This window comes from Salipiger marinus (assembly GCF_900100085.1).
Lineage (GTDB): Bacteria > Pseudomonadota > Alphaproteobacteria > Rhodobacterales > Rhodobacteraceae > Salipiger > Salipiger marinus.
This window is the reverse complement of record NZ_FNEJ01000002.1, coordinates 15351-36209: the sequence shown is the minus strand read 5'-3', so window position 1 is coordinate 36209 and position 20859 is coordinate 15351. Positions and strand designations below refer to the sequence as shown.

Genomic DNA, 20859 nt, shown 5'->3' with positions numbered 1-20859 from the left:
CATGTAAGCCGCAATAGTTGACCATGGGCCGGGAAGCCAACCCCAAGACGCGGGTGCCACGGGCGCGTAAGACGGGCGAGCCTGCCTGACCCCATCTCCGCAGCTCATCCAGCGTCCAGCGAAAGTCGACCCAGCCTTTCCCGGCAGCATATGAGGCTTGGCCGGGCACAGCAAGGCCACAGCCATCCTGCTCGCGCGTGCCGCGCGGCAGGTGATCCGCTGAACGGGGCTTGGCGTGCGCGGCGAAGGGCGGCTGCCTGCGCGCCGCAAAGGCATCATCGTTCTGGCGTGATGACGTTTCGACGTCACCAGCCCAAAGGGGCAGTCTCGCGCACGGCGCGATCACCCGTCAAAGCGCCGCTTCCGGGTCGGGGCAGGGGCAGATCGTTGCCAGCCTCGGCGCCCGTGTCGCCTGTCGCAAACGGAGGATCAGACGGCGTTGCTGCAAGAGCAGAACGGGGCCGTCCTATTAGCCTGACGGGCAGTGCACGAGGCCGCAGGTCGAAAAGGGCAGGGGATGATCAAGGTGCTTTCAGGGGTCTGGGCCCTGCTGCTTGGCGTGGTGCTGATCATGCTCGGCAACGGCATGCACTTTACGCTGATCGGTCTGCGCGGCGGGCTCGAGGGGTTTTCCTCGACCGCGCTGGCGGTCGTGACCTCGGGCTATTTTCTGGGCTTCCTGTCGGGGGCGCGGCTTACGCCGCTGATGATCCAGCGCGTGGGCCATGTGCGGGTGTTCGCGGCGCTTGGCAGCTTCATGTCGGCGGCGCTGATCGCGCTGCCGCTTCTGGCAGAGCCCTGGGCCTGGACCGTGCTGCGGGTTCTCGTGGGGTTCTGCATGTCCGGCATCTATGTGTCAGCCGAAAGCTGGCTGAATGCCGCGGCCACCAATCAGACCCGGGGAAAGCTGCTGTCGGCCTACATGATCGCGCAGACGCTGGGGATCATCGGCGCGCAGGGACTGCTGACCCTGGGCGATCCGGCAACATCGGTGCTGTTTATCTGCGCGTCCATTCTCGTCTCGGTCTCGTTCGCGCCGATCCTGCTCTCCGTCGCGGTGGTTCCGGTGGTGGAGGTCGCGCGCCCGATGCCGCTGCGCCGCCTGTTTCAGGGCTCGCCGCTCGGCACGGTGGGGATCTTCCTGCTGGGCAGCGTCTATGCCACGCAATCCGGCATGGGCGCGGTCTTTGGCACCCAGATCGGCCTCTCCGCGTCGCAGATCGCCCTTTTTATCGCGATGCTGTTCGCAGGCGCGCTGGTGCTGCAATATCCCATCGGCTGGCTGTCGGACCGGATGGACCGGCGCAGGCTGATCTTTGGTCTGGCGGTTCTGGGCGCTGCCTCCTGCGCGATGGGAGGGGTGACCGGCAGCGGGCTCTGGCCGCTGATGACCGCAGCCTTTCTTGCGGGGGGCGTCACGACGCCGCTTTATGCGCTGCTGCTGGCCTATACGAACGATTCTCTTCCTGCCGCGGACATGCCTGCGGCGTCCGGCGGGCTGGTCTTCACCTTCGGGCTGGGGGCGATTGCCGGTCCGCTTGTCACCGGCTGGGCGATGCAGCGCCTTGCCCCGCAGGCCTTCTGGCTGGTGCTTGCGGTGACCTTTCTGGGGATCGCGCTTTATGCGCTTTACCGCATGACACAGCGGGCGGTCGCCTCGGCAGAGGACACCGACAGCTACCTCAACGTGCTCCCCACGGCATCGCCCGTCGCGGTTGAGGCGGCAGGGGAATGGGCGGTGGAAAACGCCGAAGCCTCCGGAACAGACGCGGCACGGTAGAGGGCAGGCCGAAACCGGTCGCTTCGTGCAGACGATGGACCGTTTTCTGCCGCGCTTCGCGGCGGCTGCCCTCCTTCCCCGCGGGGCCTCGGGGCCGCGAGCGGCAGGCAGGGCCGCATCCTGGCCTCGAAGGACGGGGTCACAAAGGGCTGACGCGCGGTTCGGGCAACGGCGCAGGCCGAAGCCGGAGCCGCCCGCGGGGCGGCAGAAACCCTCCGCTCGGCACCCTGCCTCGGAAGGAGCACGGGCTGTGGTTCATCTCGAGGACATGAGAGGGGAGGTAAGGTGAGAGGCTGGACAACGACCCAAGCGGGGCTCGTTACGGCTGCTTCCTTCCGGACCTGACCGGGTTGGCGAGGCGCCTGCCCGCGCCAACCTCTCAAGGCGTCATCTAGTCGTCACGCGGGCGATGTGCAACCCCCTGTCTCAGCCGGGGGCGCGATCCGCCCAGCCCGCAAAGATTTTTTCCAGCGCGACCACGATGTAATAGAGCACGATGCCAAGGAAGGCCAAGGCGATGAGCACGGCGAACATCAGCGGATAGTCGGAATTGGTCTTGCCGCTGTCAAACAGCGCGCCAAGGCCGCGGCCATGCGGCGAGACGATCTCCATCAGGTTGGTGCCGATGAAGGCCAGCGTCACCGAGACTTTCAGCGCGCCGAAGAACTCCGGCAGGGTCTTGGGCAGGGCGATCTTGCGGAAGATGGTGGTCTGGCTGGCGCCAAGGCTGCGCAGGATGTCGCGATATTCCGGCTCCAGCGTCGAGAGGCCGATGGAGACCGAGACCGCGATGGGAAAGAACGAGATCATGAAGGCGATGAGCACGGTGTTGAAATCGTGCATCCCCACGAACATCAGCGCCACGATGGGCACCACGGTGGCCTTGGGGATGGCGTTGAAGCCCACCAGCAGCGGGTAGAGCGCGTCGCGCATGGTGCGGGAAAAGCCCATGATCATGCCAAGGGCCGTGCCGAAGATCACTGCCAGCACCAGCCCTGCCACGGTGCGCCACAGCGTCTGCCAGCCCATGGTCAGGAACAGCGGCCAGTAGCGCTCGAAGGCGGGGACGAGGTCGGAGGGCGAGGCCATCTTGTAATTGGGCCAGCCCATGATCCAGACCAGCGCCTCCCACAGCAGCAGGAAGATCAGCATGGCGGCGGTGGGGACGGCGATCTGGCGGAATGTCATGGGCGGGCTCGGCGGCTGGAGGAGAGGGGGCTCTGCCCCCACGCGCCGGGGGCGCGTTCCCCCGGGATATTTCTGGTCAGAAGAGGCGGGGCGTCAGGCGGCGGCGGGGGTGCGCCCTTGGGCGATCTCGATCTGGTGGCGCAGGATGGCGAGCTGCTCCGCCGCCTCTGCGGTATAAAGATGCGCGATGTCGCGCGGGCCCTGCTGCGGCAGGTCCAGCGTATACTGCGTGCGGGCGGGGCGGCCCGACAGCACCACCACCTGATCGGCGAGATAGATCGCCTCGCGCAGGTCATGGGTGATGAGCACGCCGGTGAAAGGTTCCTTCGCCTTGAGCTGGTGCATGATCTGCCACAGATCCTCGCGGGTGAAGGCATCGAGCGCGCCGAAGGGTTCGTCGAGGATCAGCACCTCGGGCTGGTGCACCAGCGCGCGGCAGAGCGAGGCGCGCTGCCGCATGCCGCCGGAGAGTTCCGAGGGGCGCTTGTCCTCGAAGCCTTCGAGCCCGACAAGGCTCAGCAGGTGGCGGGCGCGGTCCTCCTGCTGCGACTTGCTGAGATCGGTGGGCACGATTTCCAGCGGCAGCAGCACGTTTTTCAGGATGCTGCGCCATTCCAGCAGCACCGGGTTCTGGAAGGCCATGCCCACGGTGGCGCGCGGCGAGGTGACGGGGCTGCCATGCAGCCGCACCTCGCCGTGATCGGGGATCAGCAGCCCCGCCACCAGCTTGGTCAGGGTGGATTTGCCGCAGCCGGAGGGGCCGACCACGGCGGTGAAGCCGCCTTCGGGCACGGCAAGGTCAAGCCCGTCCAGCACCGGCAGCGGGCCCTTGGCGGTCCTGTAGGCGTGGCGCACGCCGGTGATCTCGATCAGATGGGTCATGGTGGTCTCTGGCAGGGCAGCGGGGGAGGGCGGACCCTCCCCCGGCGTGGGGGTCACTGCAGCGGAAAGCCTGCCTCGGGCAGGTAGCTTTCGGTGAAATAGAGCGCGGCGTCGGGGGTGTTCTGGAACTCGTAGGTCAGCTTGATCTGTTCGACCGCGCTGTCCATCCGCGCCTCGTCGATGAGCCCGAAGCCGTTGGCGCTGGTCCAGTCGGTGACCACATTGGCCTCCAGCGCCAGTTCCAGCCGCCGCAGTTCCAGCTCTGAATCCGAGGCCGGGTTGCGCGACACGAGGCTTTCCACCGCCGTGGCGGGATCGGCCACGGTGTCCTTCCAGCCTGCCGCCACGGCGGCGAGGAAGCTTTTCAGCAGCTCGGGATTGGCCTCGGCCCAGTCGGTATTGGCGATGATGGCATTGCCGTAAAGATCGACGCCGTAATCGGCCATGAGCAGGGTGGTGAGGTCGGATTCCTCGACCCCAAGCCGGGCGGTGTTGAGATAGGAGGTGAAGGAGAAGCCGGTGATCGCGGCCACCTTGCCTTCGGCCAGCATCGGTTCGCGGGTGGGGAAGCCCACCGGCTCGATGGTGATGGCTGTGGTATCAAGCTCGTTTTCGGCGGCAAAGATCGGGAATTGCGCCCATGCGCCGTCGGGCGGCGGGGCGCCCAGCACCTTGCCCTCCAGATCCTTCGGCGTCTCGATGCCCAGAGATTTGCGCCCGATGATGGCGAAGGGCGGCTTGTCGTAGATCATCATCACGCCGATGACCGGGGCGCCGGGGTTCTGGTCAAGGAACTTGATGAGCGAGTTGATGTCGGCAAAGCCCACGGGAAAGGCGCCGGTGGCCACTTTGGGGATCGCGTCCAGCGAGCCCTGACCGGCGGTCACCTCGACCTCCAGCCCGGCTTCGGCGAAATGACCGTTGTCGATGGCGACAAAATAGGGGGCGGCGGGGCCTTCGAATTTCCAGTCGAGCGCGAAGGGCAGGGCGGTCTGGGCCTGAGCCGCCGAGGCGGCGGCCAGAAGCCCGGTGGCCAGAACGAGGGCGCGGGGGGTCATGCTGCGGGTGTCTCCCTGTTGGGGCGGAATTTCCGCCGTGTTTTGCGGCGGGTGTGTCATGGCTGGCACCAGAATGCCCGGAAATGTGGCGAAGTCCAGCATTGAGACACGGCATGCGCCCGAGTTTTGTGCATCATTCGGGGGATGTGCCTGCAGGCTGGGCAGAAGGTGCATCCCGCGACGGCAGAAGCCCCGCCGCCTGCGCGCCCGCGCGCAGATCGACGGCCATGTGATGCGCATGGCGTCCGGATCCGGGCACAAGATCGGGCACCTGCACCACGCGCATCCCCGCCGCATGCGCGGCCTCGGCGCCGGTATCGCTGTCCTCGAAGGCAAGGCAGCGGGCGGGCGGATGCCCGAGCCGCGCGGCGGCCAGCAGATAAGGCTCGGGCGCGGGCTTGGGCCGGTTCACGCAGTCGGCGGAGACCAGCACCCGGAAGGCGGCGCGCAGCCCGGCCCGCGCCAGCTTTGCCTCCGCCGCGGCGCGGCCGGAACTGGTGGCCACGGCCATGGGCAGGCCAAGGGCTGCGATCTCCGCCACCAGCTCGCGCGCGAAGGGCTTCAGCGGCGCGCCTTCGGTCCGGCGCAGCGCGGCGGATTCGGCTCGGATGGCCGCGTTCAGCGCGCTCTGGTCCAGATCGCCATATTGCGCGGCAAAGACCTGCGCGACGGTCTCGCGGTCGCGCCCGATCAGCCCCTCGAGAAAGCCGGGGGCCACGGTCACGCCGAAGCGCCGGAAGGCGCGCCGCCCCGCCTCCAGCGCAAGGCGTTCGCTGTCGACCAGCGTTCCGTCCAGATCGAAGATCACGGCGGCGAAGGGCAGAGCGGTCATGCCGGGGCCTCTTGGGATGCTGCAGAGGGGGCGGTGAGCGTTTCCATCGGCTGCCAGCGCGACAGGGCCTGCCGGGGCTGCCAGCGGAAGGCAAAGACATTGCCGCCGCCGGGGCCCTGATCATAGGCGCGGCTGATCGGCACCCCCAGCAGCGCGCAGAGCAGCAGGGTGCCGACCCCGCCATGGCCGACGAAGAGCACGTCGCCGCAGGTCTCGTCGCTCAGGCAGGCGGCCACCTCCGACAGGGTCCGGGCCTGCGCGGCGGCGGCAGTCTCCCAGCCGCGCACGCTGGTCTGTGGCTCGGCGAAGAACCGGTCGGCCACGGCTTCGAACTCCGCAGGCGGCAGGAAACCGGTGGCGCTGCGGTCGTTCTCGTGCATGCGGGGGCGGATCTCGACGGTGCAGCCGAGGCTGGCGGCCAGCGGGCGCGCCGTCTCCAGCGCCTTGACCTCCGCGCTGGACACGACCCGGCTGATGCCCGCCAGCGCGCCGCGCGCCGCCAGCGCTTCAACCCGCGCCGCCCCCTTCGGGCTGAGCGACCACGACGGCACGTCCTGCGCGGGATCAATGCGCACCTGCGGGTGGCTGAGATAGAGCAGACGCGCCATGGCTCAGCTCTGGCGCCAGAGGCGCGCGGGATCGCGCGGGAAACGGGTCGGGCGGGGGGTCATCGCAGATCTCCACATCAGATGCGGGCTTATCAGAGCAGGCTTGGCCGTGGCGCGCAACGGGCGGCGGATGCTCTGCCTCGCCAGCGCCGGAGCCTCCGGCGGGAGTTTAAGGGGCAAGATGAAGGCGGGAGGGTGCTCTTTCATCTTGCCCCTAAACTCCGGGGAGCGCGAGGGGCAGCGCCCCTCGCACCGCAGGTTCGGGCGTGGTTGCCACCGCCTGTCTTGCATGGCATCCCGAAGACGCAGTCAGGAGAGCGGTGATGCGGCAGGCGGAAGAGGTGACATTCGGCGGGTCCGGTCTGGACCGGGCGGCGGATCTGCGCGGGGACATTCCGGCACTTGCGGCGGCGCTGCAGGCGCCGGGCGCGCGCAGCGTGGTGATCTGGCGCGGCAAGCCGCTGGTGCGCGGCGAGGCGCAGGCGGATCTGCTGCGGCTGCCGCTGGACCATCCGCTTCTTGCCGAGGCGCGGGCGCGCCCGGTCCTGCTGGGGCGCGAGGCGGGCGCGGTGGTGCTGGCGCATGACATTTCCGGCTGGGAGCCGGAGGCGCCCCCGGGCGAGGGGTTTCTGGACCAGAGCGTGCAGGTCCATCCGCTGGCTCCCGAGGGCGCGCGGTTTGTCGAATTGCGGGCGCTGCTGATGGCGCTGAGCCCGCGCGATGCCGAGCTTGCCGCGACCGCCAAGGCGATCCTTGGCTGGCATGACAGCCACGGCTTCTGCGCCCGCTGCGGCCATGCGTCAGAGGTGATGATGGCGGGCTGGCAGCGGGTCTGTCCCGCCTGTGGCACGCATCATTTTCCGCGCACCGATCCCGTGGTCATCATGCTGGTGACGCGGGGCAATTCCTGCCTGCTGGGGCGGTCGCATGGCTGGCCCGAGGGCATGTTCTCCTGTCTGGCGGGCTTTGTGGAGCCGGGCGAGACCATGGAGGCGGCGGTGCGTCGCGAGGTGATGGAAGAAACCGGCGTTCCTGTGGGGGCGGTGCGCTACATGGCGACGCAGCCCTGGCCCTGGCCCTCGTCGCTGATGATGGGCTGTCACGCCGAGGCGCTGGACACGGCGCTGACCATCGATCCGGTGGAAATCGAGGCGGCGCGCTGGGTCAGCCGCGAGGAACTGGCGCAGGCCTTCGCGGGGGATCACCCCGAGATCAAGCCCGCGCGGAAAGGTGCCATCGCGCATTTTCTGCTGCGGGCGTGGCTTGCGGACCGGCTCGTTTGACGCGAGGCTTGGCGCAACACCAGTCGGGTGGGGCAGGAGCGGTTATGGAATTCACGACAAAAGAAGACATCGCGGCACCGGTGGAGCAGGTCTATGCCGAGCTGACCGATTACGAGCGTCTGGAGCGGCAGATCATGCGCCGCGGCGTCGCTCTGCGCCGTGTGGCGGAGGGCCCCGGCGTGGGCATGGCATGGCAGGCGACCTTCGGCTTTCGCGGCAAGGAGCGCGAGGCGCGCATCACGCTGGTGGAGGCGCAGGCGCCCGACCTGCTGGTCTATGACAGCCTGTCCGGCGGGCTGGAGATGCGCACCCGGCTGGAATTTGTGGCGCTGTCGCGCTCGCGCACCCGCGTGACCATGACGGCGGATCTGAAGCCGCAGACCCTGTCGGCGCGGCTGCTGGTGCAGTCGCTGAAACTGGCGCGGGGCAATCTGGAAAAGCGCTTCCGGGTGCGTATGGCGGAATATGCCAAGCAGCTGGAGGACCGGCTGAGCCGGGCCTGACCCGGCTCAGGGCAGCGAGAGCGGGCGCAGGGCCGCGTAAAGCGCCCGCCAGCGGTCCAGCCTTGCGCGCAGGGCAGGCGCGTCGCGGGGCGTGAAGAGCTGCGTGGGCACCGGGCGCTGCGCCAGATCGGTGCGGCTGATCCGCCCCAGCGCAAGGGCCGCCAGCCGCGCCGCGCCGATGGCGGGGCCAGCGGGGGCGCCTTCGGGGCGATAGACCGCGTGGCCGGTCACATCGGCAAGCACCTGCAGCAGGAAATCGCTGCGCGCGCCGCCACCAAGCGCGGGAAGCGGCCCCGGATCCTGCGCCGGGCTGTCGAAGCTGGCGAAGGCATCGGCGAAGCAGAAGGCCACAGCCTCGACCGCGGCGCGCATCATGGCGGCGCGGCTGGTGCTGTCCTCCAGCCCGAAAAACGCGCCCCGGATATGCGGATCGCCATGCGGGCTGCGCTCGCCGGTCAGATAGGGCAGGAACAGCGGCACGCGGGCGGGGTCGGTGGCTTCGGCCTCGGCCAGCAGCGGGCCGATCTGCGCCCCGGCGATGCCCGCGAACCATGCCAGCGGGCGCGCGCCGTTCAGCATGGCGGCCATCTGCACCCAGCGGTCGGGCAGCGTATGGGCGAAGGCATGCACGAAGCGCGCCGGATTGGGGGTGTAGCTGTCTCCGGCCACCAGAAGCTGTGCCGAGGTGCCGAGCGAGATCAGCCCCGCCCCCGGCTCCACCGCGCCCACCGACACGGCGCCGGTGGCAGCATCGCCGCCCCCCGTCACCACCGGCAGGCCGGGGCGCAGCCCCAGCGCCTCTGCCACCTGCGGCAGCAGGGGGCCTGCCACCTCGTGCCCCGCACGCAGTTCGGGCAGCCAGCGCGGATCGGTGGCGGAGGCGGCACAAAGCGCGTCGGACCAGCGCCGGGCCGCCTGATCGAACCACAGCGTGCCCGCCGCATCCGAAGGGTCGGTGACATGGCCGCCATGCAGGCGCAGGCCGATGTAATCCTTGGGCAGCAGCACATGGGCGATGCGCGCGTGATCCTGCGGCGCGTGGCGCGACAGCCACAGCAGTTTCGGCGCGGTGAAGCCGGGCAGCGGCGGCACGCCCGCGATCTGGCCGATCTGCGGCAGGCTGCGGGCCAGATCGGCGCATTCGGCATGGGCGCGCCCGTCATTCCACAGCATCGTCGGGCGCAGCACCTGATCCGTCGCATCCAGCAGCACGGCCCCGTGCATCTGCCCGGAAAGGCCGATGGCGGCGATGTCCTGCCGGTCAGAGGCCGAAAGCGGCGCCAGCAGGTCGGCCAGCACGCGCAGCACCGCCTGCCACCAGTCCGCCGGATCCTGTTCCGAGGCATAGGGCATGGGCGAGCGTGTGGTCAGCGGATGCGTGGCCTCGCCCAGCATGCGCCCGTCCCGGCAGAGCACGGCAATGACGGAGCTTGTGCCCAGATCCAGCCCGATTTCCACGATCAGCCCCTCCTGCCCGTCGCGCGTCCCTGCGCGCGACCCGCCTGCCTGCGCAGGCTTCCCCGATCTGCCTGCCCGCGCAGGTTTGCCCGACCCGGCGCCAAGGGCAAGGGGTCAGCCAAGGGTCACCACCCGCCCGCCCGCCGCGCGGGCATCTTCGGCGTCATGGGTCACCAGCAGCACCGGCAGGCCACGCGCCTGTGCCCGCGCCAGAACCAGCGCGCGGATCTGCGCGCGCAGACCGGCATCCAGCCGCGAGAACGGCTCGTCCAGCAGCAGCGCGCGCGGTTCGGCCAGCAGCATCCGCATCAGCGCCACCCGCGCCTTCTGCCCGCCCGACAGCGTGGCCGGATCGCGCGGGCCGTAGCCTGCCAGCTCCACCTCCTGCAGGGCCGCCTCGATCCGGGTGCTGCGGGCGGCGCCGCGCAGGGCGCGGGGCAGGCCGAAGCCCAGATTGCCCGCCACCGACAGATGCGGAAACAGCAGGTCGTCCTGAAACAGGATGCCCACCTGCCGCGCCTCGGCGGGGCGCCGGGTCAGATCCGTGCCGTTGAGCAGGATGCGCCCTTCCAGCGTGAAGGCCGGATCAAGCTGGCCGATGATGGCCGAGAGCAGCGTGGATTTGCCGGATCCGGAGCGGCCCATCACCGTCAGCACCTCGCCCGGGGCCACGCGCGCGTCGAGCGTCAGCAGCAGATCGCCGCCGCGCCGCAGGATCACATGGTCCAGCACCAGCCCCTCAGCCATGGCGCATCCCCCGCCGGTGGCGCCACAGCAGCGCAGGCAGCAGCAGCGCCAGCGCGAAGGGCAGGAAGGCGGCGCCGGTCTGGGCCAGCGCGGTCACGCCGATCACCCGCCGGTCGCCGCCGGAGGCAAGCGCCACCGCTTCGGTGGTCAGGGTGGGCACCCGGCCCGCGCCGATCAGCAGCGTCGGCAGGAACTGCCCGACGCTGGCGGCGGCGGCCACGGCAAAGGCGGTCAGCACCGGGCGCAGCAGCAGCGGCAGGCGCAGCCGCCAGAACACCGACGCCGGGCCATGCCCCAGCGCGTGGCCCACGGCGGCATAGCGCGGATCCAGCGCGCGCCACGGATCGCTGAGCGACAGGAAGGCGTAAGGCAGCACAAAGACCAGATGGGCGGCGATCACCGCCGCCCGGCTGCCCTCCAGCCCCGCCAGCAGCGCCAGCACCTGCAGCCCCGGCAGAAAGGCGATCTGCGGCACCAGCAGCGGCAGATAGAGCAGCCAGAGCGCGCGGCGGGTCGGGCGCAGATGGTGGCGCTGTTCGGCCTGCAGGCAGGCCAGCACCAGCGCCGTGGCGATCCCCGCCGCCAGCGCCGCGATCAGCAGCGTCTCGGCCAGCAGCGCCGCGAGCCCGGGCCCGTGACGCTGCCAGCTGCGCAGCGACAGGGCGTCGGGCAGCAGGGAGGGAAAGGTCCAGACCCCGGCCAGCGACCAGACGGCGAGCCCCGCCAGCCCCAGCAGCACGGCGCCTGCCGACATCCCCCCCAGCGCCAGACCGGCGGCGCGCAGGCCGCGCTCGGCCCGCCCGCGTCCGCCACGGGTCAGCCAGCCGCGCGTGGCGCGCGCCAGCGCCAGTTCGCCACAGCGCCACAGCGCCAGCGCCAGCAGCGTGGCGGCAAACAGCAGCACCGCCCCCGCCGCCGCCTGAAAGCGCAGCGCCAGATCGGGATCGTTCATCCAGCGCAGCACCTGCACGCCAAGCGGCGGCGGCGTGGTGGGGCCAAGGATCATCGCCACATCCACCACCGACACCGAATAGGCCAGCACCGCATAGACCGGCAGCCGGATCAGCGGATAAAGCCGGGGCAGGATCACCTTGATCCAGCCGGTGATGCGCCCGTAACCCAGCGCCTGCGCGGTGGCGAGGCTTTGCCCCGGGCGCAGGCCGGGCAGCGCCGCCAGCACCATCAGCAGCAGGAAGGGCATCTCCTTGACCACGAGCCCGGCGGTCAGCGACAGCCCCCATGGATCCTGCAGGATCAGCAGATCGGGCGGGCGGTCCCAGCCCAGCATCTGCGCCAGCCCGCGCGCGATCCAGCCCGAGGGCGCGATGAGAAAGGCAAGGCCAAAGGCCGCCGCCGCATGGGGCACCGACAGCAGCGGCGACAGCGCCCGTTCCAGCAGGGCGAAGGCGCGGGTGCCGTGCCAGCCCGCGCAGATCAGCAGCGTCAGCCCCAGCGCCAGCGCGGTGGCGGCAAGCCCGGTGCCAAGGCTCAGCGCCAGCGCGCGCGGCAGGCCCGGCCAGTCCAGCAGGGCGCGGAACGGCTCAAGCCCCGGGGTGGTGCCGCCCAGCGTGGGCATCACGCCAAAGGCGGGCGCCAGCGTGCCCGCCAGCCCCGCCGCCACCGGACCCAGCAGCGCCAGCAGCACCAGCGCGGGCGCGGCCCTCAGCACTCAGGGCGCCACGCCGTAGCGGCGGGTCCAGTCCGTCTCCAGCCGGTCCATCCACGAGGGATGCGGCTCCGGCAGGGTTGGGCCAAGCGCTGCGGGGTCCAGCGTCGCCTCTCCCAGCGGCAGCGCGTCAAAGAGCGCGCGGTCCTGCGGCGCAAGCCGGTCCAGCGCCAGCACCGGGCCCAGCCCCCAGACCTCGGGGTTGGCCATGCGCGCCTGCGCTTCGGGGGACATCAGCAGGTTGGCCAGCACCATGGCGCCCGCCTTGGCCTTGGCATTGTAGGGGATGGCGACAAAGCTGGCATTGCCCAGCGTGCCGCCGTCATGGACATGGCTGCGCACCGTGTCGGGCAGCTGGAAGGCGGCGATGGCATTGGCGGCGGCGTTGGGGTTGAAGTCAAAGCCGATGTCGATTTCCGCATCGGCCATCAGCTGCACCAGACGCGGCCCGTTCTGTGGCCATGCCCGGCCCTGCCGCCAGAGGTTGGGATGCAGCGCGTCAAGATAGGCCCAGAGCGGGGCGGTGGCCGCGTCATAGGTCGCGTCGGTGACGGGCTGCGACAGCAGCGCCGGGTCGGGGGTAAGTTCGATCAGCGCCTGCTTGAGAAAGGTGGAGCTCAGAAAATCCGGCGGCTGCGGATAGGCAAAGCGGCCGGGATTCTCTGCCGCCCAGTCCGCCAGCGCCGCCATCGACCGGGGCGGTTCGGCCAGCCGGGCGCTGTCATGGAAAAACACCAGCCGGGCCATGCCCCATGGCGCCTCCAGCCCCTCGGTGGGCACGGTGAAATCGGCGGTCAGCGCGGCATTGGCCCCGGGATCGGTCAGCGCGAAATTCGGCAGCGCCTCGGCCCAAGGCCCGAACAGCAGGCCCTGTTCTTTCATCGCGGCAAAATTTTCGCCATTGATCCAGATGAGGTCGACCGCGCCGCCGCTGTCCTGACCTGCGGTCTTTTCGGCCAGGACCCGGCTCACCGCCTCGGCGGTGTCGGAAAGTTTCACATGGGTGACGGTGACGCCGTGCTGCGCCAAGGCCTGCGCGCCCAACCAGTCGATGAAGCCGTTGACCGCGTCCGACCCGCCCCATGCGTTCCAGTACACGGTCTGGCCCCGCGCCTCTTCGGTGACGGCGGCCCAGTCGGCGGGGTCGGGGTCGGCCAGCGCGCCGGTGGCTGCGGCACAAAGCGCCGCTGTGCAGAAAAACTGCCGGATCATCATACACTCCTTGCAAGGCCGCGGGGCGAACCGGGGCCATGTGGCAAGTCCGTGTGGTCGCGGTCAACCGAATTTCCCGTCAGGCGCGGACCCCGGCAAGGGCGGTGGCCAGCGGTTCGGGCCAGTGCGCGGACTCCAGCGAGGGGATCACCGCCAGCGCGCCGGTAAAATCCTCCGCTTCGGTATAAAGCGCGGGCGTCACCACCACGCGCAGCCCCGCGCCACGCGCCGCCAGCACCCCGTTGCGGCTGTCCTCGAAGGCAAGCGCTGCCCCGGCGGGCAGGCCCAGCCGGGCCAGCGCCAGCGTGTAGATGTCGGCGGCGGGCTTCTTGCGCGGCACCTCGTCCCCCGCCGCGATCACGTCGAACACCTGATCCGCGTCGCGGTCCCAGCAGGCGCGGGCCAGCGCCTGCACATTGGGCGCGCTGGTGGTGGTGGCGACCGCCAGCCGCAGCCCCGCCGCGCGTGCAGCGGTGACCAGATCCGCGACACCGGGGCGCAGCGCCAGCCCCTGCGCCAGCTGCCGCGCATAGGTTTCGGTCTTGCGCGCGTGCAGCGCCGTGACATCCGGCGCGGGCTGCCCGGTTTCCTGAGCATAGCGGCGCATGCGCTCCTTGCCGCCGGTGGTGCGCAGCAGGCGCCGGTAGGTGTCGCGGTCCCAGTGCCAGCCCAGCCCGGCCTCGGCAAAGCTGAGGTTGAAGGCGTGGCGATGCGCCTCTTCGGTTTCGGCCAGCGTGCCGTCCACGTCGAAGATCAGCGCCGCCAGCGTCATGCGGCGCGCTCGCGCAGGTGCCGCGCCACCAGATCGGGCAGCGCGTCGAAATGGTCAAAGACATGGGCATGGGGCAGATCCGCCACCGCCGTGTGGCGATAGCCTTCGGTAAAAAGCGCAAAGGGCAGGCCCGCGCGCTGGGCGGTTTCGGCATCCACCTCGCTGTCGCCCACATAAAGCGCGGAAGCCGTGCCCAGTTCGGCCAGCACATGGCGCAGCGGCGCGGGATCGGGTTTGCGCTGCGGCAGGGTTTCGGCGCAGGCCACGGCGGACAGGAACGGCGCAAGGCCGAAATGATCAAGCGCGATATGCGTGGGGCTGGCGGGCTTGTTGGTGCAAAGCCCCATGGGCAGACCCATGGCGCGCAGCCGCGCCAGCGCGTCCATGACCCCGGGATAAAGCCGGGTCAGGGCGGGCGGCTTGTCATATTCGCGCATGAACAGCGCCAGCAGCCGGGCATGTTCGGCGGGATCCTCGGGCAGGCCTACCGCCTGCATCACGCGCGAGATCAGCACAGGCGCGCCCTTGCCGATGAAGCTGCGCGCCTGCTCGAAGCTGATCTCGGGCAGGTTTTCGTGGCGCAGCACGGTGTTGGCGGCGTGGTGCAGGTCGGGCGCGCTGTCGATCAGCGTGCCGTCGAGATCGAAGATGAGGGCGGTCTGGGCAGTCATGGCCGAGGATCCTTCGTGATGCGGTCAGGTCAGGTCGCGGCGTTTGCGGCGTCGCGGATGGCCCGGATATTCTGACCGTAGGGGGCGGGATCGTCCACCGATCCGCCGCGGAACACCGCCGATCCCGCGACCAGCACATCGGCGCCTGCCGCCACCACCAGCGGCGCGGTGGTGGGATCGACCCCGCCATCGATCTCGATATGGATGGGCCGGTCGCCGATCAGGCTGCGCAGCGCGCGGATCTTGGCGGTCATGTCGAGGAATTTCTGCCCGCCAAAGCCCGGATTGACCGTCATCACGCAGATCAGGTCGGTCAGATCCAGCAGCGGCTCCACCGCCTGCGCGGGCGTGCCGGGATTGAGCGCGATGCCAGCCTTCATGCCCGCGCCACGGATCGCCTGCAGGGTGCGGTGGCTGTGCGGTCCGGCTTCCAGATGCGCGGTGAGGATGTCGGCCCCGGCATCGGCATAAGCCTCGATGAAGGGATCGACGGGGGCGATCATCAGATGCACGTCCATCACCGTTTTGACATGGCGGCGGAAGGCTTTGACGGCGGGCGGGCCGAAGGTGAGGTTGGGGACGAAATGGCCGTCCATGACGTCGACATGGACCCAGTCGGCGCCCTGCGCCTCGATGGCCTGAATCTCGCGGCCAAAATCGGCGAAATCGGCGGACAGGATGGAGGGCGCGATCTTTACGCGGCGGTCAAAGGGCATGGGCTGGTCCTTGTGGGGGAGGTCAGTAGCCGGCATCGCGGTCGACGACATGGCAGAGCGGTTCGCCGGCCTCGTTGCGGCGGATGTTGTCGGCGATCACCCGCGCGGCGGAGGCGGGGCGGGTTTCGGCGGCGATATGCGGGGTCACGGTGACGCGCGGATGCTGCCAGTAGGGGTGATCGGCGGGCAGCGGTTCGATGCGGAACACGTCGAGCGTGGCCTGCGCCACCTGTCCGCTGTCCAGCGCCGCCAGCAGCGCGGTGTCCTCCACCAGCGCGCCCCGGCCCGGATTGATCAGCACGGCGCCCTTGGGCAGCAGATCCAGCGCCGACGCGTCGAGCAGGTTTTCCGTCTCGGCGGTATGGGGCAGCAGCAGCACGAGGATCTGGGCCCCCGACAGCGCCTCGGTCAGACCCTCCGCACCATGCAGGCAGCGCAGCCCGTCAAGGCTGCGGGGGGTGCGGCTCCATCCGGTGACGGGAAAGCCAAGGCTGGTCAGCTGCCGCGCGCAGGCGTGACCCAGTGCGCCCAGCCCGAGGATGGTGACCGGGCGTTCCTGCGCCAGCGGCGGGGCCACCTGATCCCATGCCGGGGTGGTGTTGCCGATATACTTGTCCATGCCCAGATGGTGGCGCAGCACATGGCCGGTGACATATTCCACCATGCCCTGCGTCAGGCCTTCGGAATCGACCATGCGGGTCAGCGGCACGCGCAGCGTCGGGTTGGAGACCACGCCTTCGACACCGGCCCAGAGGTTCAGCACCGCCTTGAGCCGGGGGAAGGGGGTGAAGTCGGTCAGGCCGGATTTCGGCGCATAGATGATGTAATCCACCTCTTCGGGGGGCAGGTCGAGCCCCAGCCGGTAGTCCAGCCCGGTGGCGTCCAGCGCCTCGGTCAGGGGGGTCTCGTATTGCGCCCAGCGGTCAGCCGGGGCGGCGAAAAGGATGGTGGGGGACATCATGCTCTCATCTTGGCCTGTGAATATGCGCACTCTGGACCAGACCGAAGGCGATCATCAACACCAGCATGGCCGATCCGCCATAACTGACCAGCGGCAGCGGCACGCCCACCACCGGGGCCAGCCCCATGACCATGGACATGTTCACGGCGAAATACAGAAAGAAGGTCAGCCCGACACCCAGCGTCAGCAGCGAGGAGAAGCGGTCGCGGTTCTGCAGCGCGGCGGCGATGCAGAAGATCAGGACCAGCACGTAAAGCGCAAGCAGGGAGATGCCGCCGACAAAGCCGAATTCCTCGGCCAGCGTGTTGAAGATGAAATCGGTGTGCTTTTCCGGCAGGAAGTTCAGCCGCGACTGCGTGCCCTGCATGAAGCCGCGCCCGGTCCAGCCGCCCGAGCCCATGGCGATCTTGGCCTGCGTGATGTGATAGCCCGCGCCAAGCGGATCGGTGGAAGGGTCAAGAAAGGTGTCGATGCGGCGGAACTGGTAATCCTTCAGCAGCTGCCACGGGGTGCCGCGCGATTCGAACACCGCCCAGACGGTGCCCGCCCCGGCGGACAGCACCACGGCAAAATAGGCCCAGTGCACGCCTGCCAGAAACATCATGAGCCCGCCGCCGGTCATCAGCAGCAGTGCCGTGCCCAGATCGGGCTGCACCAGCGTCAGCGCGGTGGGGCCAAGGATCAGCAGCAGCGGCAGGATCACCCAGATCGGGCTAGAGGTCTTGCGCAGCGGCAGCCAGTCGTAATAGGCGGCCAGCACCATCACCAGCGCGACCTTCATCAGCTCCGAAGGCTGCAGCCGCATGAAGCCCAGATCGATCCAGCGCTGCGCCCCCATGCCGATGGCGCCGAACAGCTCCACCGCCACCAGCAGCGTCAGCGAGATCAGATAGGCCAGCACCGACAGGTTGCGCCAGAGCCAGATCGGCACCATGGCCACCACGAACATGGCGGCAAGCCCCATGCCGTAGCGTTTCATCTGCGGCTCGGCCCAGGGCTGCAGCGACCCGCCCGCCACGGAATAGAGCATGAGAAAGCCCACCCCCGCCACCGCCGACAGCAGCAGGATCAGCGGCCAGTTGAGGTGCAGCACCTTGCGCCAGCCCGAGGGCGTGGTCTTGACCGTGTATTCAAGATAGCTCATGCGCGGCTCTGCGCCTCTTGCTCGCGCACGCGGCGTTCGCGCTCCAGCCGTTCCTGCTGTGCCTCGATGCGGCCCCGGTCGGAGGCGGGATAGGCGTCCAGCGGCGGGGTGCCGCCGTAAAGCGCCTGCAGCACCACGTCGCGCGCGATGGGGGCCGCCGCGGCGGAGCCGCCGCCGCCATGTTCCACCACCACCGACACCGCGATGCGCGGCGCCTCAAAGGGGGCATAGGCGACGAACAGCGCGTGGTCGCGTTCCTCCCACGGGACATCCTCGTTGCGCACGACGCGGTTGAGCACCTGACTGGTGCCGGATTTGCCTGCCATCAGGTAGGGTTCGTGATCCACCCGCGACCGGTAGCCGGTGCCGCGGCGGTTGTTCATCACCGCATACATGCCCCGGCGCACCCAGCGCAGATGGTTGGGGTTAAGCCCCAGATCCTCGCCGCCCTCGATCGGGGGCTCGACGCCGTCGATGGTCTTGATCAGGCGCGGGCGCACGGCGCGGCCCGTGGCGACCCGCGCGGTCATCACCGCCTGCTGCAGGGGCGAGCTGAGCACGAAGCCCTGCCCGATGGAGGCGTTGACCGTGTCCCCGATCAGCCATTCCGCCCCGCGTTCGCGGCGTTTCCAGTCCTTGTCGGGCACCAGCCCGGCGGTGACCGCCGACATCGGCACGTCGGGCGCGTCGCCAAACCCCATCTTGCGGGCCATGGCGGCGATCTTTTCGATCCCCACCTTCATGGCCAGTTCGTAATAGAACACGTCGCAGCTTTCCCGCAGGCTGTGTTCAAGGTTCACATGGCCATGCCCGGTGCGCTTCCAGCAGTGGAAGCGGCGCGAGCCGACCTCCAGATGGCCGGGGCACCAGTAGGTGTCATCCGGCGACAGCAGCCCCGCATCCAGCGCCGCCAGCGCCACCACCATCTTGAAGGTGGAGCCGGGCGGGTAGGCGTCCTGCACCGTCTTCGACGCCAGAGGCCGGTGGTCATTGTCGCGCAGCACGGCGTAATCGGGCACCGAGATGCCGCGCACGAATTTGTTGGGGTCATAGGTGGGCGCGGAGGCGATGGCGAGCAGGTCGCCCTTTTCCACATCCATCACCACGCAGGAGGCGGATTCGATCCCCAGCCGCGCGGTCACGTAATCCTGCAGCCCGCTGTCCACGGTCAGCTGGATGTCGGCGCCGGAATCGCCTTCCTGCCGGTCCAGTTCGCGCATGACGCGGCCCACGGCATTGACCTCCACCCGCTTGGCCCCGGCCTTGCCGCGCAGCGCATCCTCGAATTTCGCCTCAACGCCGACCTTGCCGATCTGGAAGCGGGGGATGCTGAGCACGGGTTCGGGATCCTCGTAACGGGTCAGATCCCGTTCCGACACCGGCCCGACATAGCCCGCCACATGGGCGAAATTGCCGTGCTGCGGATAAAAGCGCGACAGCCCCACCTCGGGCGTGACGCCGGGCAGGGCGGGGGCATTGACCGCGACGCGGCTGATCGCATCCCAACTGACCCGGTCGGCCACGGTGATGGGCAGGAAGGGCGCGGAGCGCTTCATCTCCGCCATGGCGCGGTTCAGCTCGTCGGGATCCAGATCCACCAGCGCCGACAGCCGGGCGATGACCTCGTCGATCTCCCCCGCATCCTCGCGCACGATGGTGATGCGGTAGGTGGGTTCGTTTTCCGCGATGACCTTGCCGTTGCGGTCGAAGATGCGCCCGCGCGTCGGCGGGATCAGCCGGATGTTGATGCGGTTCTCTTCGGCCAGAAGCCGGAACTGGTCGGCCTGATCCACCTGCATGTGCCGCATGCGCAGCCCCAGCGTGCCCGCCAGCGCCATCTGCGCGCCCCCCAGCAGCAGGGCGCGGCGCGAGATCTTCTTCCAGCTGTCGGTGCTTTCCTTGGGCGTGCGTCTCACATCGGCCTCCCGGCGTGATCAAAATCGCCCGGCGCGGTGCGGCGCACGCCAAGCAGAAGCTGCGAGACCATGACCACCAGCGGATAGCAGAAGACCGTCATGGCAAACCGCATGAGCGTCAGAAAAGACGGTCCGGCGGGCACGATCAAGACCATCAGCACCAGACGGTACAGAATCGTGATCGCGGCCAGCACCAGCGCCACCGTGATCCACTCCATCAGGAAGGTGCGGTCGCGGTTGCCGCGATTGGGGGATTTCAGCAGTTCCGTCGCCAGCAGCACCAGCGCCGCCCACAGCCCCGGCGGTCGCTGGAACAGGATGTCGGCCATCAGCATCACCAGCGCCACCAGCCATGCCGGGGCGTAATCCGGGCGCCGCAGCACCCAGACAAAACAGAGCGCGGTCAGCAGGTCGGGCCCCGCCAGCCGCGCGGGCATCAGGTCAAGCGGCAGCAGGTGGTAGAACACCACCCCGCAGGCCAGCGCCACGAAAAGCACGCGCATGGCCCAGATCCGGGCGGGCCTGCTCTCAGCCATTGGAGCCTGCATCCGCCGGGGCGGCGGGCTCCTCGGCTGTGGCCTCGGGCCCTTCGGGCAGCGGGGCGGGCAGGATCAGCCCCGAAGGCGCGTTGACCCGGCGCGCGCCGTGATCGCGCAGCACCCGCAGGAATTCCAGCCGTTCGTAATCCGCCGCCAGCCGCACCCGCAGCCGACCGCCCGGATCCTGCGCCACCTGCCCGATCAGCAGGCCCGGCGGAAACACCTCGCCATCGCCGGAGGTGACGATGCGGTCGCCCGGCTTCACCAGATCGGGGTTTTCAAGAAAATCGATGGGCGGCGTCGCGGTATTGTCGCCGGTGACCATGGCGCGCTGCCCCGAGGGCTGGATCACCGCCGGGATGCGGCTGGTGGCATCGGTCAGCAGGATCACCCGGCTGGTATTGGCCCCCACGCCAGAAATGCGTCCCACCAGCCCGATGCCGTCCATGGTGGCCCAGCCATCGACGATGCCGTCGCGCGATCCGACATTGATCAGCACCGACTGCCGGAAGGGCGAGCCCGAATCCGCCAGAACCACGCCGGTGATATAGGTCAGACGCGGGTCAAGCCGGACATTGTTGAGATCGCGCAGCCGGGCATTTTCCTGCTCCAGCTGCAGCGCCGCCTCCTTCCACGCCGTCATCTGGCGCAGCTCGCGGCGCAGCTCCTGATTCTGTTCGTGGATGCGCTGATAGGACTGGAAATCGCGCAGCAGCGTCACGATGCCGGTGACCGGCGCCATGGCCCAGTCGAAGCCCGGGATCACCGCGTCGATGATCTGGGCGCGGAACCGTTCGGCGCGGGGGCTGTCGATGCGCCAGAACACGAACAGCCCCAGCAGGCACAGCACCAGAACCGCCAGAAGCAGGCGCTTCAGCGGACCGGCATAATCCTCGCTGTTGGAGCCGTGTCTGGCCATGATG

20 protein-coding genes and 1 other RNA gene are annotated in these 20859 nt (G+C 69.3%); 3 read left to right on the top strand and 18 right to left on the bottom strand.

Going from position 1 to position 20859, the window contains the following annotated elements; all coding sequences use genetic code 11:
• The first annotated feature begins 517 nt into the window (after window positions 1–517).
• Entirely contained in the window at window positions 518–1780 is a 1263-nt protein-coding gene (locus BLR51_RS02090) for an MFS transporter (protein WP_089843094.1), read from the top strand.
• Between the two features lie 283 nt (window positions 1781–2063).
• On the opposite strand, the gene ffs is transcribed toward BLR51_RS02090, so the two are convergent.
• The 6 genes from ffs to BLR51_RS02060 form a co-directional block, all read right to left on the bottom strand.
• An RNA gene (gene ffs / locus BLR51_RS02085) (signal recognition particle sRNA small type) lies at window positions 2064–2162 on the bottom strand.
• Between the two features lie 44 nt (window positions 2163–2206).
• Window positions 2207–2968 (bottom strand): ABC transporter permease, encoded by a 762-nt coding sequence (locus BLR51_RS02080; RefSeq protein ID WP_089843091.1) that lies wholly within the window; start codon window positions 2966–2968, stop codon window positions 2207–2209.
• Window positions 2969–3061: 93 nt separating this feature from the next.
• Window positions 3062–3850 carry an ABC transporter ATP-binding protein gene (locus BLR51_RS02075; protein ID WP_089843088.1) on the bottom strand — a complete coding sequence of 263 codons (789 nt, stop codon included), beginning with the start codon at window positions 3848–3850 and terminating at the stop codon, window positions 3062–3064.
• A gap of 53 nt (window positions 3851–3903) precedes the next feature.
• Window positions 3904–4908, bottom strand: a complete 1005-nt coding sequence (locus BLR51_RS02070) for an ABC transporter substrate-binding protein (RefSeq protein ID WP_089844042.1) — start codon at window positions 4906–4908, stop codon at window positions 3904–3906.
• Window positions 4909–5041: 133 nt separating this feature from the next.
• A complete protein-coding gene (locus tag BLR51_RS02065; RefSeq protein ID WP_089843085.1) occupies window positions 5042–5740 on the bottom strand; it encodes an HAD family hydrolase in 699 nt (232 codons plus the stop codon).
• Entirely contained in the window at window positions 5737–6348 is a 612-nt protein-coding gene (locus tag BLR51_RS02060) for a histidine phosphatase family protein (protein ID WP_089843082.1), read from the bottom strand. The genes BLR51_RS02065 and BLR51_RS02060 overlap by 4 nt, the downstream gene beginning before the upstream one ends.
• 323 nt (window positions 6349–6671) lie before the next feature.
• Between BLR51_RS02060 and nudC the strand changes: the two genes are divergently transcribed.
• Window positions 6672–7631, top strand: a complete 960-nt coding sequence (gene nudC / locus BLR51_RS02055; RefSeq protein WP_089843079.1) for an NAD(+) diphosphatase — start codon at window positions 6672–6674, stop codon at window positions 7629–7631.
• A gap of 44 nt (window positions 7632–7675) precedes the next feature.
• Entirely contained in the window at window positions 7676–8134 is a 459-nt protein-coding gene (locus tag BLR51_RS02050; protein WP_089843076.1) for an SRPBCC family protein, read from the top strand.
• A 6-nt stretch (window positions 8135–8140) separates the two neighbouring features.
• Here the strand turns inward: BLR51_RS02050 and xylB are convergent, their stop codons facing one another.
• The 12 genes from xylB to mreC form a co-directional block, all read right to left on the bottom strand.
• The gene (xylB, locus tag BLR51_RS02045; protein ID WP_207543538.1) at window positions 8141–9592 is read right to left on the bottom strand and encodes a xylulokinase; all 1452 of its coding nucleotides are present in this window, start codon (window positions 9590–9592) and stop codon (window positions 8141–8143) included.
• A 114-nt stretch (window positions 9593–9706) separates the two neighbouring features.
• The gene (locus tag BLR51_RS02040; RefSeq protein WP_089843070.1) at window positions 9707–10339 is read right to left on the bottom strand and encodes an ATP-binding cassette domain-containing protein; all 633 of its coding nucleotides are present in this window, start codon (window positions 10337–10339) and stop codon (window positions 9707–9709) included.
• Complete coding sequence (locus BLR51_RS02035) at window positions 10332–12008, bottom strand: ABC transporter permease (RefSeq protein WP_089843067.1); 1677 nt, start codon at window positions 12006–12008, stop codon at window positions 10332–10334. The genes BLR51_RS02040 and BLR51_RS02035 overlap by 8 nt, the downstream gene beginning before the upstream one ends.
• Window positions 12009–13217 (bottom strand): ABC transporter substrate-binding protein, encoded by a 1209-nt coding sequence (locus BLR51_RS02030; protein WP_089843064.1) that lies wholly within the window; start codon window positions 13215–13217, stop codon window positions 12009–12011.
• A gap of 79 nt (window positions 13218–13296) precedes the next feature.
• On the bottom strand, window positions 13297–13989 hold the full coding sequence (locus tag BLR51_RS02025) for an HAD-IA family hydrolase (RefSeq protein WP_089843061.1): 693 nt from the start codon (window positions 13987–13989) through the stop codon (window positions 13297–13299).
• The gene (gph, locus tag BLR51_RS02020; protein ID WP_089843057.1) at window positions 13986–14660 is read right to left on the bottom strand and encodes a phosphoglycolate phosphatase; all 675 of its coding nucleotides are present in this window, start codon (window positions 14658–14660) and stop codon (window positions 13986–13988) included. Before gph ends, BLR51_RS02025 begins: the two co-directional genes overlap by 4 nt.
• Before the next feature lie 29 nt (window positions 14661–14689).
• A complete protein-coding gene (gene rpe, locus BLR51_RS02015) occupies window positions 14690–15376 on the bottom strand; it encodes a ribulose-phosphate 3-epimerase (RefSeq protein ID WP_089843054.1) in 687 nt (228 codons plus the stop codon).
• A 22-nt stretch (window positions 15377–15398) separates the two neighbouring features.
• Window positions 15399–16334 (bottom strand): 2-hydroxyacid dehydrogenase, encoded by a 936-nt coding sequence (locus tag BLR51_RS02010; protein ID WP_089844038.1) that lies wholly within the window; start codon window positions 16332–16334, stop codon window positions 15399–15401.
• A gap of 7 nt (window positions 16335–16341) precedes the next feature.
• Window positions 16342–17481, bottom strand: a complete 1140-nt coding sequence (gene rodA, locus BLR51_RS02005; protein ID WP_089843051.1) for a rod shape-determining protein RodA — start codon at window positions 17479–17481, stop codon at window positions 16342–16344.
• Complete coding sequence (mrdA, locus tag BLR51_RS02000) at window positions 17478–19397, bottom strand: penicillin-binding protein 2 (RefSeq protein ID WP_089843048.1); 1920 nt, start codon at window positions 19395–19397, stop codon at window positions 17478–17480. The genes rodA and mrdA overlap by 4 nt, the downstream gene beginning before the upstream one ends.
• On the bottom strand, window positions 19394–19933 hold the full coding sequence (locus BLR51_RS01995) for a rod shape-determining protein MreD (RefSeq protein WP_089843045.1): 540 nt from the start codon (window positions 19931–19933) through the stop codon (window positions 19394–19396). The genes mrdA and BLR51_RS01995 overlap by 4 nt, the downstream gene beginning before the upstream one ends.
• The gene (mreC, locus tag BLR51_RS01990; protein WP_089844035.1) at window positions 19926–20855 is read right to left on the bottom strand and encodes a rod shape-determining protein MreC; all 930 of its coding nucleotides are present in this window, start codon (window positions 20853–20855) and stop codon (window positions 19926–19928) included. The genes BLR51_RS01995 and mreC overlap by 8 nt, the downstream gene beginning before the upstream one ends.
• Window positions 20856–20859: the final 4 nt, after the last annotated feature.

Bases quoted from the DNA above. Each gene is read 5' to 3' on its own strand.
- BLR51_RS02090 (WP_089843094.1), top strand. From the start codon at position 518: ATGATCAAGGTGCTTTCAGGGGTCTGGGCCCTGCTGCTTGGCGTGGTG.
- BLR51_RS02080 (WP_089843091.1), bottom strand. From the start codon at position 2,968: ATGACATTCCGCCAGATCGCCGTCCCCACCGCCGCCATGCTGATCTTC.
- BLR51_RS02075 (WP_089843088.1), bottom strand. From the start codon at position 3,850: ATGACCCATCTGATCGAGATCACCGGCGTGCGCCACGCCTACAGGACC.
- BLR51_RS02070 (WP_089844042.1), bottom strand. From the start codon at position 4,908: ATGACCCCCCGCGCCCTCGTTCTGGCCACCGGGCTTCTGGCCGCCGCC.
- BLR51_RS02065 (WP_089843085.1), bottom strand. From the start codon at position 5,740: ATGACCGCTCTGCCCTTCGCCGCCGTGATCTTCGATCTGGACGGAACG.
- BLR51_RS02060 (WP_089843082.1), bottom strand. From the start codon at position 6,348: ATGGCGCGTCTGCTCTATCTCAGCCACCCGCAGGTGCGCATTGATCCC.
- nudC (WP_089843079.1), top strand. From the start codon at position 6,672: ATGCGGCAGGCGGAAGAGGTGACATTCGGCGGGTCCGGTCTGGACCGG.
- BLR51_RS02050 (WP_089843076.1), top strand. From the start codon at position 7,676: ATGGAATTCACGACAAAAGAAGACATCGCGGCACCGGTGGAGCAGGTC.
- BLR51_RS02040 (WP_089843070.1), bottom strand. From the start codon at position 10,339: ATGGCTGAGGGGCTGGTGCTGGACCATGTGATCCTGCGGCGCGGCGGC.
- BLR51_RS02030 (WP_089843064.1), bottom strand. From the start codon at position 13,217: ATGATCCGGCAGTTTTTCTGCACAGCGGCGCTTTGTGCCGCAGCCACC.
- BLR51_RS02025 (WP_089843061.1), bottom strand. From the start codon at position 13,989: ATGACGCTGGCGGCGCTGATCTTCGACGTGGACGGCACGCTGGCCGAA.
- gph (WP_089843057.1), bottom strand. From the start codon at position 14,660: ATGACTGCCCAGACCGCCCTCATCTTCGATCTCGACGGCACGCTGATC.
- rpe (WP_089843054.1), bottom strand. From the start codon at position 15,376: ATGCCCTTTGACCGCCGCGTAAAGATCGCGCCCTCCATCCTGTCCGCC.
- BLR51_RS02010 (WP_089844038.1), bottom strand. From the start codon at position 16,334: ATGTCCCCCACCATCCTTTTCGCCGCCCCGGCTGACCGCTGGGCGCAA.
- rodA (WP_089843051.1), bottom strand. From the start codon at position 17,481: ATGAGCTATCTTGAATACACGGTCAAGACCACGCCCTCGGGCTGGCGC.
- BLR51_RS01995 (WP_089843045.1), bottom strand. From the start codon at position 19,933: ATGGCTGAGAGCAGGCCCGCCCGGATCTGGGCCATGCGCGTGCTTTTC.
- mreC (WP_089844035.1), bottom strand. From the start codon at position 20,855: ATGGCCAGACACGGCTCCAACAGCGAGGATTATGCCGGTCCGCTGAAG.